This window comes from Myxococcota bacterium (assembly GCA_040387835.1).
Classification (GTDB): domain Bacteria; phylum Myxococcota; class UBA727; order UBA727; family JABDBI01; genus JAZKCZ01.
On the sequence record JAZKCZ010000002.1, the window covers coordinates 750268 to 763785 of the forward strand.

14 protein-coding genes and 1 tRNA gene are annotated in these 13518 nt (G+C 49.0%); 9 read left to right on the forward strand and 6 right to left on the reverse strand.

Going from position 1 to position 13518, the window contains the following annotated elements:
- The 3 genes from V4534_06300 to V4534_06310 are packed head-to-tail and all read left to right on the forward strand — an operon-like array spanning nucleotide 1 to nucleotide 1570.
- Complete coding sequence (locus V4534_06300) at nucleotides 1-678, forward strand: MotA/TolQ/ExbB proton channel family protein (protein MES2504475.1); 678 nt, start codon at nucleotides 1-3, stop codon at nucleotides 676-678.
- Nucleotides 679-682: 4 nt separating this feature from the next.
- Nucleotides 683-1150 carry a biopolymer transporter ExbD gene (locus tag V4534_06305; protein ID MES2504476.1) on the forward strand — a complete coding sequence of 156 codons (468 nt, stop codon included), beginning with the start codon at nucleotides 683-685 and terminating at the stop codon, nucleotides 1148-1150.
- A 3-nt stretch (nucleotides 1151-1153) separates the two neighbouring features.
- Nucleotides 1154-1570 carry a biopolymer transporter ExbD gene (locus V4534_06310; GenBank protein MES2504477.1) on the forward strand — a complete coding sequence of 139 codons (417 nt, stop codon included), beginning with the start codon at nucleotides 1154-1156 and terminating at the stop codon, nucleotides 1568-1570.
- Between the two features lie 7 nt (nucleotides 1571-1577).
- Here the strand turns inward: V4534_06310 and V4534_06315 are convergent, their stop codons facing one another.
- The 3 genes from V4534_06315 to V4534_06325 form a co-directional block, all read right to left on the reverse strand.
- Nucleotides 1578-1904, reverse strand: coding sequence for a hypothetical protein (locus tag V4534_06315; GenBank protein ID MES2504478.1), 327 nt, complete (start codon nucleotides 1902-1904; stop codon nucleotides 1578-1580).
- A gap of 66 nt (nucleotides 1905-1970) precedes the next feature.
- Nucleotides 1971-2237, reverse strand: coding sequence for a hypothetical protein (locus tag V4534_06320; protein ID MES2504479.1), 267 nt, complete (start codon nucleotides 2235-2237; stop codon nucleotides 1971-1973).
- Nucleotides 2238-2298: 61 nt separating this feature from the next.
- Nucleotides 2299-2374, reverse strand: a tRNA-Asn gene (locus tag V4534_06325).
- A gap of 83 nt (nucleotides 2375-2457) precedes the next feature.
- Between V4534_06325 and V4534_06330 the strand changes: the two genes are divergently transcribed.
- From V4534_06330 to V4534_06350, 5 genes are read left to right on the forward strand one after another with little or no spacing between them, the layout of a single operon-like run.
- On the forward strand, nucleotides 2458-3087 hold the full coding sequence (locus V4534_06330; protein ID MES2504480.1) for a dihydrodipicolinate reductase C-terminal domain-containing protein: 630 nt from the start codon (nucleotides 2458-2460) through the stop codon (nucleotides 3085-3087).
- A complete protein-coding gene (locus V4534_06335) occupies nucleotides 3084-3494 on the forward strand; it encodes a hypothetical protein (protein MES2504481.1) in 411 nt (136 codons plus the stop codon). Before V4534_06330 ends, V4534_06335 begins: the two co-directional genes overlap by 4 nt.
- Nucleotides 3491-6646, forward strand: coding sequence for a methylmalonyl-CoA mutase family protein (locus V4534_06340; GenBank protein MES2504482.1), 3156 nt, complete (start codon nucleotides 3491-3493; stop codon nucleotides 6644-6646). Before V4534_06335 ends, V4534_06340 begins: the two co-directional genes overlap by 4 nt.
- Nucleotides 6647-6655: 9 nt before the next feature.
- The gene (gene pncB, locus V4534_06345) at nucleotides 6656-7801 is read left to right on the forward strand and encodes a nicotinate phosphoribosyltransferase (protein MES2504483.1); all 1146 of its coding nucleotides are present in this window, start codon (nucleotides 6656-6658) and stop codon (nucleotides 7799-7801) included.
- Complete coding sequence (locus tag V4534_06350; GenBank protein MES2504484.1) at nucleotides 7779-8312, forward strand: nicotinate-nicotinamide nucleotide adenylyltransferase; 534 nt, start codon at nucleotides 7779-7781, stop codon at nucleotides 8310-8312. The genes pncB and V4534_06350 overlap by 23 nt, the downstream gene beginning before the upstream one ends.
- A 37-nt stretch (nucleotides 8313-8349) precedes the next feature.
- On the opposite strand, the gene V4534_06355 is transcribed toward V4534_06350, so the two are convergent.
- The 3 genes from V4534_06355 to V4534_06365 form a co-directional block, all read right to left on the reverse strand.
- On the reverse strand, nucleotides 8350-8748 hold the full coding sequence (locus tag V4534_06355; GenBank protein ID MES2504485.1) for a type II toxin-antitoxin system death-on-curing family toxin: 399 nt from the start codon (nucleotides 8746-8748) through the stop codon (nucleotides 8350-8352).
- On the reverse strand, nucleotides 8745-8984 hold the full coding sequence (locus V4534_06360; protein ID MES2504486.1) for a hypothetical protein: 240 nt from the start codon (nucleotides 8982-8984) through the stop codon (nucleotides 8745-8747). Before V4534_06360 ends, V4534_06355 begins: the two co-directional genes overlap by 4 nt.
- 558 nt (nucleotides 8985-9542) lie before the next feature.
- On the reverse strand, nucleotides 9543-11669 hold the full coding sequence (locus V4534_06365; GenBank protein ID MES2504487.1) for a prolyl oligopeptidase family serine peptidase: 2127 nt from the start codon (nucleotides 11667-11669) through the stop codon (nucleotides 9543-9545).
- On the opposite strand from V4534_06365, the gene V4534_06370 reads away from it, so the two are divergent.
- Nucleotides 11621-13501: a long-chain fatty acid--CoA ligase gene (locus tag V4534_06370; protein ID MES2504488.1), complete on the forward strand. Its 1881-nt coding sequence runs from the start codon at nucleotides 11621-11623 to the stop codon at nucleotides 13499-13501. The two genes, V4534_06365 and V4534_06370, sit on opposite strands and share 49 nt — an antisense overlap.
- The last annotated feature ends 17 nt before the right edge of the window (nucleotides 13502-13518 follow it).

Here is a 13518-nt window from a genome sequence, read left to right on the forward strand (position 1 = left end):
ATGGAACTTAATATCATTGATATGTGGCATGCGATGGGCATGTCAGCCCGGCTCGTCGTATTCGTGCTACTGTTTATGTCTATCTATGTGGTCGGCGTCAGCTTTGAGCGATGGCGATTTTTCAATAAGGGCAAGAAGTCCGATAATCTCTTGGTCACCAGACTTCGAGAACTGCTCCAAAGGGATGGCGCTGCTTCGCTCAACTCAACTAGAGAGCTCGCGAAGACACATCAAGACAGCTCACTGTCCCCAGTCGTTGACGCTGCCTCTGAAGCATTTCTCAAAAAATCAAATCAGATCGAAGCCTTAGATTTAGTCGTTGGGATCAACCGAGCCGTAGAGCGAGCCATTGAAAGACAAACCAACGTCCTCAAAAAGGGTCTAGGCGGCCTGGCCACCATTGCCTCCACAGCGCCTTTCGTCGGCTTATTCGGCACCGTGCTTGGAATTATCAACGCGTTTCACTCCATGTCCCAAACAGGATCCGGAGGTCTAGCCACTGTCAGTGCAGGGATTTCAGAAGCCTTGGTTGTTACCGCGTTCGGACTTCTGGTAGCGATACCATCTGTCGCGCTCTACAACTACTTCACTGGCCTTGCCGACAAGTTGGTTGTGGATATGGACGAAGTGGCATCAGAAATGGTCGAAGCAGTCGTTTTAGACAACAGAAAGGCATAAGCAAATGAACGGTCCAATCCTGCGCAGGCTCGAAATGCTCAACACGGCGTCTAGAACGAACCGCCTCAAAAGCTTTAAGAGCTCAGGCGCAGACGCCAGCATCAACATCACGCCCTTGGTTGATGTGGTGCTGGTGTTGCTCATCATCTTCATGGTCGTTACGCCCATGATCAATGATGGCTTGGAATTACCCTTCGCTGCTAATCCGGAAAGGGTAAACGGCAGATTAGACGATGTCAAAATCGTCATGAAAAAATCCGGCGAGATCAAGATCGGCGATAACATCGTTCCGTTAGACCAAGTCGCTGAAACCATCACCAAAGAGCTGTCTAAAAATCCCGGCAGAGCCGTTTATCTCTCCGCAGATAAAGCGCTGCAATTCGTCAAAATCCGCGAACTTTTAGGCACACTAAGAGATCAAGGCGTCTCCCAAGCCGGCCTGGTCAGCACCATCACCCCTGAGGAGTCATAGAATATGGGCGCAAACGTAGGTGGCAAAAAAGGCGCGGCGAAAGCTGAAATCAACATCACGCCATTGGTAGACGTCGTGCTGGTCCTTCTCATCATCTTCATGGTGGTAAGCCCAGGCGATTCGACTTACTTAGCCAACGCCATACCCAAACCGGCGCAACTAGACGACAGTCAAGTGATCGCGAACGATCAAATGGTCTTAGAGTTATTTGCGGATGGCAGCGCTAGATTGAACCAAAAAGAGATCCAGCACAAAGATTTCACGCAAACACTGAAAGAAACCTTCGCCACCAGAAGCGATAAAAAGCTATTCGTGTCGGCTGAAGACGAAGTCCCCTACGGCGAAGTGGTAGGCTGGATGGGCATGGCCAAAAGCGCTGGCGCCGTCTTAATGGCCCTAAAACTAACCCCGGTGTCGTAATAAGCCTTTAATCCGTTTCGCGAACGCAGATTACCCAGAGTTTGAAGTTGATATCAGCCAATAGAGGCTGTCCGGTAACTAGATCGAAGGCGTACGCTCTTTTGGCTTTTCGCTGCCCAACCAAAGGCTCTGGGTCATTCGACCAAAAGAGAGAACCTGCCGTTTGCAGTTTTAAACGAGGCAATTCTTTGAGCTCACCCACCCTGGGCAGATGCCAATCGTAATGCCCCCTGGCGATCAGATTTTCGCAATAAAATTGGGCTGAATTAACCACTTGGGGATCGCCCCAGGATCTGGCGATGATCCCTTCAGCCATCCATTCATTATTAGCCATCAGAGCTGATGCTCCTATAAAACTCGCAGCAAAAATGACTAAATGAAATATCCTCATAGCAAAACCTTACTCGGCCGGCTCACAATAAGCCGAAGCATTTATAGGTATGTTAACAAACATTGGGCGTAATTCGCCACCGCTGACATGAACGGCATAGGTTCCTGCCTCCGTTTTGGACGCGAGCACAGCTTTATTCGCGGTTTTGAAGCTATATTGCTGGCCATTAGGCTGAACCGATACGCATTTAGAAGCGACCGGAAACGCAATTTGGTCGACCGAGTAGCCTAAAAAGACTGCGAAACCCAGTAAACCATTAATAAACGAGCGATTCATAAGGCACCTCCGCTGTTGTTACGCATATGTAACAACCACACGAAGAACGCGCCAAGGAAAATGGCTCCGCGGAACGGACTCGAACCGCCGACCCGGTGATTAACAGTCACCTGCTCTACCAACTGAGCTACCGCGGAATACCAGTCTTCTTATCAATCAGAGCTAGAGGATGAAGTCAAGCCTTGATTTCACCCTAGCTCCGTCTTACAGGGTTAAAGTAATGAAATTATTTATTTTTGGAACCAAAGGCCGCATGAGTCTTGCCATTTCAGAACTGGCAGAAACCCATGCAGATATCGAAGTATCAAAACAACCCACCCAAGGTTGCGCCATCATCGATTTTACGTCATCAGACGCTTTTGAAACGCACATCAAAACGGCTTTAGAGCTAAGTTGCCCCTACATGGTCGGCACTACTGGCCTAAGTCCTGACCACTTCCAAATGATGGAAGAAGTAGCTCAAAAAATACCAGTCCTGTGGGCATCAAACACCTCTCTCGGCGCAAATTTGCTTTTTGAGTTAATGAAAATCGCTTCAACAACGCTCGCGCATTTCCCAATCGCTATAAACGACGTTCATCATAAGCATAAAAAAGATGCGCCCAGCGGCACTGCGTTAACCCTACAGCAAGCTGCAGGCCGTCCTTGCGACATCAGCAGCTACCGCGTCGAAGATGCCGTCGGCATCCATGAGATCGTCTTCACCGGCGCCCACGAAAGCATTGCCTTGAGGCACGAAGTCACCGATAGAAAAGTGTTTGCCGAAGGTGCTATCTTAGCCTCAAGATTTTTAAGTGAGCAAAAGCCTGGTTTATATACAATGCAAGACGTGTTAGGACTTAAACAATGATTGACTGGAAAAAACTGATCGAAACCGAAGCGGTGACGCAAAAAAATACGCCTAAGAGCATGGAGCTCGATTGGCGCCAAGAAGCCGCCTATAGCCTGTGTGAGCTCTATTACACGCAGTATCGCATTCAACGCTACGCTACCAGTCAAAGAATCGATTTAAGGCCCGGCTCGGACTTTAACCGCTTCATGGAATCCCACATGGAGCCTCTGGGCAGTCACGAAGTTTGGGAAGCGCTTTTTCCAAACAAAGAATCCGCCTCATCCGCTGGCGCTATCGATGAAGCACTCCATCTTTTGGCCGATTCCAAAATCGTCGACCGCGTGTATTCAGGCGATATCGTGACCGTACAAAAACTAGTTGCTACCATTCGTAAGAAAAGAGCCAAGTACTTGGATAATCTGTGATCCCCATTCGATTTGTGACCGCGACGTCATTATTCGACGGCCATGATGCTGCCATCCACATCATGCGTCGAATTCTGCAAAGCGAAGGTGCTGAAGTTATTCACCTGGGTCACAATCGAAGCGCTGAAGAAGTTGTCAGAGCTGCCATTCAAGAAGATGCTCAAGGGATCGCCATTTCCAGTTACCAAGGCGGTCACATTGAGTATTTCACCTATTTGCTCGAATTGCTCAAAAAATACGATGCCGAGCACATCAAAGTTTTTGGCGGCGGCGGCGGCGTTATTTCGCCTGAAGAAATTGAACTCTTGCATCAGCGCGGCGTATCAAAAATATTTTCCCCAGACGACGGCCTCAAACTTGGGCTCGTCGGCATGATTCGATGGATGCTGGATGTCTGTAAGCCTATCACCACGCATCAATCCAAAACCTACCGCCCTGCACAAATCGCTCAAACCATCACGGGCATTGAAAACGGCAACGCAGCGCCCGCTTCACAAGCCAAAGGCGCCCCAACGCTAGGCATCACCGGCACAGGCGGCGCAGGCAAAAGCTCATTAATCGACGAAATCTTACTGCGCTATCTGCGCGAGTTTCCAGGCCACCAAGTGGCCGTCCTCAGCATCGACCCCACCAAAAAGCGCACCGGTGGCGCCCTGCTGGGCGATCGCATCCGCATGAACTCTGCTGCCAACGAGCGTATATTCGTTCGCTCCATGGCCACTCGGCGCGCCAATCTCAGTACACATGCAGCCGCCAAGCCTGTGCTTGATTACCTGGCAACTTGCGGCGATTTCAATCTAGTCATTCTTGAAACCGCAGGCATCGGCCAAAGCGACAGCGAAATTATCGAGCTGGTAGACCGATCCATCTACGTCATGACGCCTGAATTCGGGGCGCCCTCCCAACTCGAAAAAATCGACATGCTCGATTTTGCGGATTTCGTCGTCATCAATAAATTCGATAAACGCGGCGCCCTAGACGCCATAAGAGACGTCCGAAAAGCATACCAACGCAACCGCTCGCGCTTTGAAGACAAACCCGAGCACATGCCCGTATTCGGAACCTGCGCGCACCATTTCAACGACCCTGGCACCAACCGACTATTCAACGCGCTTTTCGGAACGCATCTCACCGAAGGCGAGCCTGAAAATCACAACCTCATCCCAATCGCTCGAGCACACTACCTAGGCGAGATCGCCACAACAGTGCGCTCTTACCACGCGCAAACTGAACTACTCAGCGAACAAACACAGCGCCCCGAAGTGGCAAAAGCATTAAACGATTTTGACGCCAGAGCGAAAGAATACCAACAAGAAACGCAAACTTATGAAATTCGAGGACGAAAGGTCCCAGTCACCAACCACACCCTCTCCTTAAGCCAACTACCGATCGCAAAAGTATCCGTGCCCAATCTCAAAAGCGCCATGGATCGTTTCAGATTTATCCGCCGAGAAAACTTGCCAGGCTATTTTCCCTTCACCGCCGGCGTGTTTCCTTTCAAACGCCAAAACGAAGACCCAGCGCGTTTATTTGCCGGCGAAGGCATCGCCGAAAGAACCAACAAACGTTTTCATTACCTCTGCGGCGAACAACCAGCTCATAGGTTGTCCACGGCTTTTGATTCGGTCACACTCTACGGCGAAGATGCCGATTTAAGACCCGATATTTTCGGAAAAATAGGCAATGCCGGTGTTTCTGTTTGCACATTGGATGACGCCAAGCGCCTCTATTCAGGCTTCGATTTAGCCTCGCCAACAACGTCGGTCTCGATGACCATCAACGGCCCAGCACCTACCATTTTGGCCTTTTTCTTAAACGCCGCCATAGACGCAGCATGTGAACGTAAATTAAAGCAAGAAGGCAAATGGCCCGATACCCAGACAAAAATCACCGCCTGGTTTGCCAGCCGCGGTATCAACCAGCCCTCATATCGTTCAGACGAACTGCCCGCAGGCCATGACGGCACCGGCTTAGGTTTTTTGGGACTCTCCGCCAAAGAAGTCCTCGATCCTGATTTCTATCAGCGCATAAAGCAAGAAGTCCTGCAAAACATTCGCGGCACGGTTCAGGCAGATATCTTAAAAGAAGACCAAGCCCAAAACACCTGCATCTTCTCAACCGAGTTCGCAATGCGCATGATGGGCGATGTTCAAGCCTATTTCACCGAAAATAAGATTCGCAACTTTTACAGCGTCAGCATCAGCGGCTATCATATTGCCGAGGCAGGTGCCAATCCGATTACCCAATTGGCATTCACCCTAGCTAACGGCTTTACTTTGGTCGAATACTATCGAGCTCGCGGCCTTAACATTAACGACTTCGCTCCAAACTTAAGCTTCTTCTTCTCCAACGGCCTCGATCCCGAATACGCCGTCATCGGGCGCGTCGCCAGGCGCATCTGGGCCATTGCCATGAAAGAGGTTTACGGCGCAGACGAGCGCAGCCAAAAGCTCAAATACCACATTCAAACTTCCGGCCGCTCCTTGCATGCGCAAGAGATCGCCTTCAATGACATTCGTACCACCTTGCAGGCGCTATATGCCATCAATGACAACTGCAATTCACTGCATACCAACGCCTATGATGAAGCTATCACCACTCCGACCGAGGAATCGGTGCGCAGGGCTTTGGCCATCCAGTTAATTATTAATCGAGAACTCGGACTTACTAAAAACGAAAATTCACTTCAAGGCAGCTTCTTCATCGAAGAACTAACCGACCAAGTAGAAGAGGCCGTTTTACAAGCTTTTGATGCCCTCGATCATCGCGGTGGTGTTTTGGGCGCGATGGAAACGATGTATCAGCGCAGTAAAATCCAAGAAGAAAGTCTGGATTACGAGCATAAAAAGCACTCCGGCGAGCTGCCAATCATAGGCGTTAATACTTTCCTCGGGCGCGAAAAGGCCAACCACGCCAAACAAGAGCTCATCCGCTCCAGCGATTCCGAGAAGAAAACCCAAGTCGACCAAGTTCGTTGGTATCACGAACATTTTGCACCCGAACGAGAAGCCGCCTTGCAAAAAATTCAGCAAGCCGCGCTTTCAGGCGCCAATTTGTTTGAACAACTGGTAGAAAACTGCAGCCGTTGCACTCTGGGAGATATTACCAGAGCGTTGTATCAAGTCGGTGGCGCTTACCGACGTAATATGTGAGCTGAGATTATGAACACCGATTTCTACCAACTGACGATGGCCTATGCTCACTGGAAACGCGGTAACGCGAAACAGCTAGCCAGCTTTCAGCTCTACTATCGAAAACCGCCCTTCGGCGGCACCCATGCCATGGCTTGCGGCCTTGGGAGCGCAATCGACCATCTAAACAATTTCAAATTTAGCGCTGACGATCTCGATTACCTCAGAACTCTCCAAATATTCGAAGAAGGTTTTTTGACCTATCTGTCTACGATCAAATTTACCGGTGATGTCAAAGCCGTGCGTGAAGGCTCGTGGGTGAACTCCAAAGAGCCCATGCTGCAAATCACCGCGCCCATCCTAGAATGCCAAATCCTAGAAACGCCTTTGCTCAACATCATAAACTTCCAAACCTTGATTGCCACCAAAGCTGCCTGGGTCTGCAAGGCGGCAGGCGATGATCCTGTGATCGAGTTCGGCCTCAGACGCGCACAAGGTTTCGACGGCGCATTATCGGCCTCAAGAGCTTCCTATATTGGCGGCTGCGCAGGAACTTCAAACGTGGCCGCAGGCAAAGCATTCGGCATTCCCATTAAAGGCACTATGTCACATGCTTGGGTTATGGCGTTTCAATCTGAACCTGAAGCCTTTGATGCCTATCTAGAGGTTTTCCCAGACGCCTGCATCGTGACCGTTGACACCTATGACACCGTAAATGGCGTTAAAAACGCCATTTCTCTAGGCAGAAAATTGAAAGCCATCCGGCTAGACTCCGGCGATCTAGGCACCTTAAGCTTCGAAGCCAGGCACCTATTAGACCAAGCAGGTCTAAAACAAACTCAAATCATCGCCAGCGGCGATTTAGACGAATACAAAATTCGCGCACTGAAGCAGAAAAAAGCCCCCATCGATGTCTGGGGCGTCGGTACTCGTCTGGTGACTGCTTACGAAGAACCAGCACTCACGGGTGTTTGCAAACTCGCATCTATTCAAAACAATGACGGCAGCTGGCGCGATTGTCACAAAACTTCAGACGATGAATTCAAATCTAGCCTGCCAGGACTCCTGCCTATGCAAGGCAATCAACTGATACCTATTTTCAAAAACGGCGAGTGCCTATACGAATCTCCCTCACTTCATGACATCAGAGCCTATGCTACCAAACTCCCCACTTAATGCCAAAGTAGGCATCCTAGGTGGAAGCTTCGATCCGCCTCACCTGGGGCATACCCTGCTGGCTCTCAGCGCATTGGCAACGACGCCCATCGACGAAGTATGGGTCATGCCCTGCGCCGCGCATGCTTTTCAAAAGCCGCTCACATCTTTTGAGCACCGCATTTACATGTGTGAACAGGCCTTCTCGCAACTCAAAAACGTCCACATCGTGGATATTGAACAGAAACTGCCAACACCCAATTTTACGATCGCAACGCTGGAAGAAATATCTAAGCTAAGACCCGATTTAAACCTATCCTTAGTCATGGGCAGCGATCTAATGGACCACTTCGACACCTGGGAAGGCGCCGATGACATCCGTAAGCTGGCCAAACTAAACATATTCGACCGCAAAGCCTTGCTCCCTGGCGCGCAAAGCACACAAATTCGCCAAGCCGTCAAACAACAAGACTTCAGCCACCTAGACCTTAAAGTCAGGGCTTATATTCAAAAACATAACCTGTACGCGTAACCCACAGTCATCCCGGGCGCGGGGGCCGGGGTGACAGTTAAGAAATAATACTCGCGTTTTTTCGAAAAAAGTCAGCAATTTGTTTCTTGGTCAGAAGACTTTGAGCGGCATCCATCACAATCTTCTCAAATTCTTTCTCATCAGCTATCACCGTCAAACCATTCACTTCCAAAAAAACCGCAGCGGTAATAGCCGCAATGCGTTTGTTTCCATCAATAAAAGCATGATTTTTCACTAAATGAAAAAGATAGGCAGACGCCATGTCATATAATTCTTCATGAAAATAAACTCCATTAAACCCGGATTCAGGTTGAGCCAATGCAGATCTAAGAAGACCTTCATCTTTCACCCCACCAATTCCACCAAATAATTCTATCTGCATTTGATGCAAAACGAGAACTTGATCTAATGTTAAGAACTTCGGCTCTATGGTCATTTTGCCAAGTTCTTCATCATTTTGCGATATCGTTCATTGACGCTATGAGCGGCCAGCAAAACTTCTTCATCTGAGGCCTGGCGGTCTTTTTTCTCCTTCAGAAAACGAATACTGAGACCATCTTCCTTCGGAGTTACCTCAACCTGGGTATTGCGATCTAACCCGTATAACTCAGCGATTGGTTTATCGATGATAAGACCTAAGCTTCCACCTATAGCGGTTAGATTTTTTTGCATTTGATGACCTCAGTTAGATTATACCATAGCATAACAATGGTTACAATAACCGTAATACAAGACCATTTTGTCATCCCGAGCGCAGACCCGGGATCCCGCACCATGCATGACTCTGGGCCCCGGCGCGGGGGCCGGGGTGACAGAGGGGTGTTCACTTGGATTTATTGCGCGCTACAAGAATCGCTTCTTTTGCCCAGCGCATTAATTCCTCACCATCATCTAATAAGTGTGCCGGAACCTGATAATAAGACCGAAGCACCTGCTTGCTGTTGGGTTGAAATGGGCCCATGCCTGCATCAATGTACTTTCGCTGGGTATTCTCATCGACTTTAAAATAAAGCTTTCGTTACCTATCAAACCAAAGAATGTTTGACCGGCGTATAAACCTACACCTCCAAACATTCGTTTACCGTTTATGCCTAGAGGAGCGAGCAAATCTTCGACTATATAATATGCGAAAGAGTTGGTTTGCAATTTTGCCATGGTGAATCTTATATGTAGCGAAATGTAAATAACAGCGTCATTGCGAGGAGCGTAGCGACGCGGCAATCTAGCTACTCAATCGGGGATGAATTGCCGCGTCGTTACGCTCCTCGCAATGACGTTTAGCTCAAGGAGTAGGAATGCCAGTACGTCGGTGTCTTCATCGATCACCTTGCTGGACGGTTTGCCCGCGCCATGGCCGGCATTGGTATCGATGCGGATCAAGATCGGTTTGTCACCTGTCTGCACTTCTTGCATCCGCGCGGCGAACTTGAAGCTGTGCGCTGGCACCACGCGGTCATCATGATCGCCTGTGGTGATCAACGTTGCCGGGTAGCTCACCCCTTCGTTTAAGTTATGCAGCGGTGAGTAGGCCAAAAGAGCCTTAAACTCTTCCGGATCATCGGACGATCCATAATCGTTAGTCCAAGCCCAACCGGTTGTGAACTTTTGAAACCTGAGCATATCCATGACACCGACAGCGGGTAGCGTTGCACCAAAAAGATCTGGCCGCTGGATCTCGCAGGCTGCCACAAGCAAGCCGCCGTTGCTGGCACCAGAAATCGCTAGTTTTGCTGGAGAAGTATATTTGTTTTCAATCAGCCATTCGGCAGCGGCGATAAAATCATCGAAGACGTTTTGCTTTTTTAGCTTTGTGCCTGTTTGATGCCACTGTTCGCCATATTCGCTACCGCCGCGTAAATTCGCAGAAGCATAGACACCACCCATTTGCATCCACAAGATTCGTTTAGGCGAAAAGCTTGGTGGGATCGAAATATTAAAGCCGCCGTAGCCGTAAAGAAGCGTTGGATTTTGGCCGTTCAACTCTAAGCCACGTTTGTAGCTCAAAAACATGGGAATCTTGGTGCCGTCTTTGCTACTGTAAAACACCTGTTTGGTTTCGAAATCACTTGGCTGATAATCAACCTTTGGTGCTACAAACAGCGTGCTCTTCCCGTTTTTCATATCGAGGTGATAAACACTGGGTGCCGTGGTAAAACTAGTTGTTAAATAGAAAGTTTCCTTGGCCGACGATTCACCCGTGAAACCGACAACGGTGCTGAATGCGGGAATATCAAGTTGCCTCACTAGTTGGCCTGTTGTGGAAAAAATCTTCACCTGGCTAGCAGCATCCTGGAAGTAATGAACAACAAATTGGTTATTAACCAACGTGATTTGGTCAATGGCGTTAGCGGCCTGAGCGATTACTTCTTTAGCAGGCGCAGCTGGCTTATTGATATCAACGGCAATCAGGCGACCTCTAGGAGCATCTTGCGTGGTTTTAAACCAGAAGATCGAACCCTTGCTGGCAATAAAAGTATAATCGGCTTCAAACCAATCGATCAATTTAACCAACTTAGCGGCTGGATTTTTAAGATCCAAATAGTAAACGCGGTTTTTGGTGTCATCGCCGCGTGTAATTCCAATGACCAAATAACGCCCATCATCGGTTACCTTCGGAAATAGGCTCCAATCTTTCTGTTCAGGCTCGAATATCAGCTTATCAGCCGACTGCTTCGTATCTCTACGATGATAAAAAATCTGGCTAAAATAGTTGGCAGCAGTCAATTTCTCTTTGGCGTCCGTCTGCGCATAACGCACATAAAAAAGACCTTTTGAGTCCCCAGCCCAAGCCACGCCGCTAAATTTAATCCAGGAGAGTTGATCCGGCAGATCCCGCCGCGTACCAATTTGCCTGATACGCCAATCTTGCCAATCAGACCCATTTTTGGACAAGCCATAAGCAAACCATTTGCCATCTGGGCTGACTTCATAGGCATCCAAGGCAATCGTGCCCTCTGCGGAAAGCAAATTGGGATCCAGCAGTACGCGTTGTTTGCCGTGCAGTGCATTCGAGAAAGAAACCACACCCTGGTTTTGAGCTCCGCTTTTTTGCCTAAAGAAATATCTGCCTGCTTGCTTAAATGGCACGCCATATCGAACGTAATCCGACAGCTTAACCAGCCGAGCCCTAATTTCGCCTCGTTCTGGAATCCGCTTTAAATATTCCTGCGTGTAATCGTTCTCCGCTTTGATCCAAGCTTTGGTCTGAGCCGAGTGTTCATCCTCAAGCCAGCGGTACGAATCAAAAATTTGAACGCCATGGTAAATATCGAAGTGATTTGTTTGTTCAGTCTTCGGATATCCAAACAATGACATCGACACAAAGAAAGTTTGAAAGCACCGCCAAAGAATATTCATCTGAGCAAACCTGCACCAAATTTCTATTCTTGCCGATACCTAATTCCATGACTAACGATACTTGCGTCGAACGCTTCTTTACGCGCGTCAGAACCTGCTCGGAAAAACCCGCCTATTTCAGCAAAGTGAACGGCACCTATACCGCCAAAACCTGGGGACAAATCGGACAGCAGGTGGAATCGTTTGCCAAGGGCCTGATCTCGCTAGGCTTTAGAGAAGGCGATCCCTTGGCCATCTTAAGCTATAATCGAGCCGAATGGCTGATCGCTGCCTTGGCTGCACAAGCGAGCCACGGTATTTGCGCCGGGATCTACAACTCCTGCTCGCCTGATGAAATCGCTTATATTTTGGGTCACTCAGAAGCACCGTTTGTGGTGGTCGAAAACGGCAAGCGCTTCCGAGAACAAATCAAACCAATTTTGCACAAACTGCCTGCGCTTCGCAAAGTCATCTTGATCGAGCCTGATGATATTGAAAACAACGAACAGGTCATCACCTTCGCCAGCGTCTGCGAACGAGGCGCCGGCCTCTCACCCAAGTGTTTCAACGACCGCCGCAGCCGCGTGCGCTCCGAAGGTGTGGCTAGCTTAATCTACACATCCGGCACAACGGGACCTGCCAAAGCCGTCATGCTGTCTCACCGCGCCATCAGCTGGACCGTATCCACCTGCGTCAAACTGTTCAGCATGACAGACGCTGACCGCATGCTCTCGTACCTACCGCTGGCTCATATCGCAGAACAAATGTTCTCGTTATACGCGCCCGTATACACCGGCATGAACCTTTATTTTGCCGAATCTTTCGAAAACCTTCAGGGCAACTTGAAAGAGGTCGAACCAACGTTATTTTTTGGCGTACCGCGCGTTTACGAAAAGTTCTGCGAAAAAATCCAATCGAAGATGTCGCAGACCAAAGGCATTAAATCGAAACTGCTCAGCTTTTCAAGAAACTCATCTAAGAGCTACTGGTTAAATCAGCACCATAATCGCCCAATCTCAGCTGCCCTGGGCGCAAAAATGGGACTCGCCCGCAAACTCGTATTCAGTAAAATGAAAGCCGCTATGGGCTTTAGTAAAGTAAGAGCCTGCGTCAGCGGTGCTGCGCCACTGTCCAAAGAAATCATCGCTTTCTTCGAAACCATTGATTTGCCCGTTTATGAAGTTTACGGCCAGTCCGAAGACTGCGGGCCGACTTCTTTCAATACGCCAAATGCAAGCCGCACAGGCAGTGTCGGCAAACCTTTACCGGGCCTTCAAGTCCGAATCGAAAAAGACGGCGAAATCTGCCTCAAAGGCCCCAACGTTTTTAAAGGCTACTTCAAAGACGAAGCCGCTACCCATGAAGCCCTTAAGGACGGCTGGCTGCATTCAGGCGACATCGGTCATTTCGACACCGAAGGCTATTTGTATATAACCGACCGCAAAAAAGACATCCTTATCACTGCGGGCGGCAAGAACATATCTCCGCAAAACATTGAAGGGCGTTTGAAGCAGATTCCGCTGGTTAACTTCGCGGTGGTGATTGGTGATCAGCGCAAATATCTGTCGGCTCTGTTAACCCCAAATTTGGAAGCACTGCAGGAATTCGCCAAAGAAAATAATCTGGGTGATATGAACCTGACGCAACTTATTGCCCATCCTGCAATTTGTAGCGAAATCCAAAGGCATGTGGATAAAATCAACCGCGAGCTGGCATCGGTGGAGCAGATTAAACGCTTCAACTTTCTCGCCAAGGATTTCTCAATCGAAGGTGGCGAGTTAACGCCAACGATGAAAATCAAACGCAAGGTGATTAACAGCAACTACCAACAGCAGATCGAAGCGTTGTACTAGCGTTCCGTTGCCCCCAA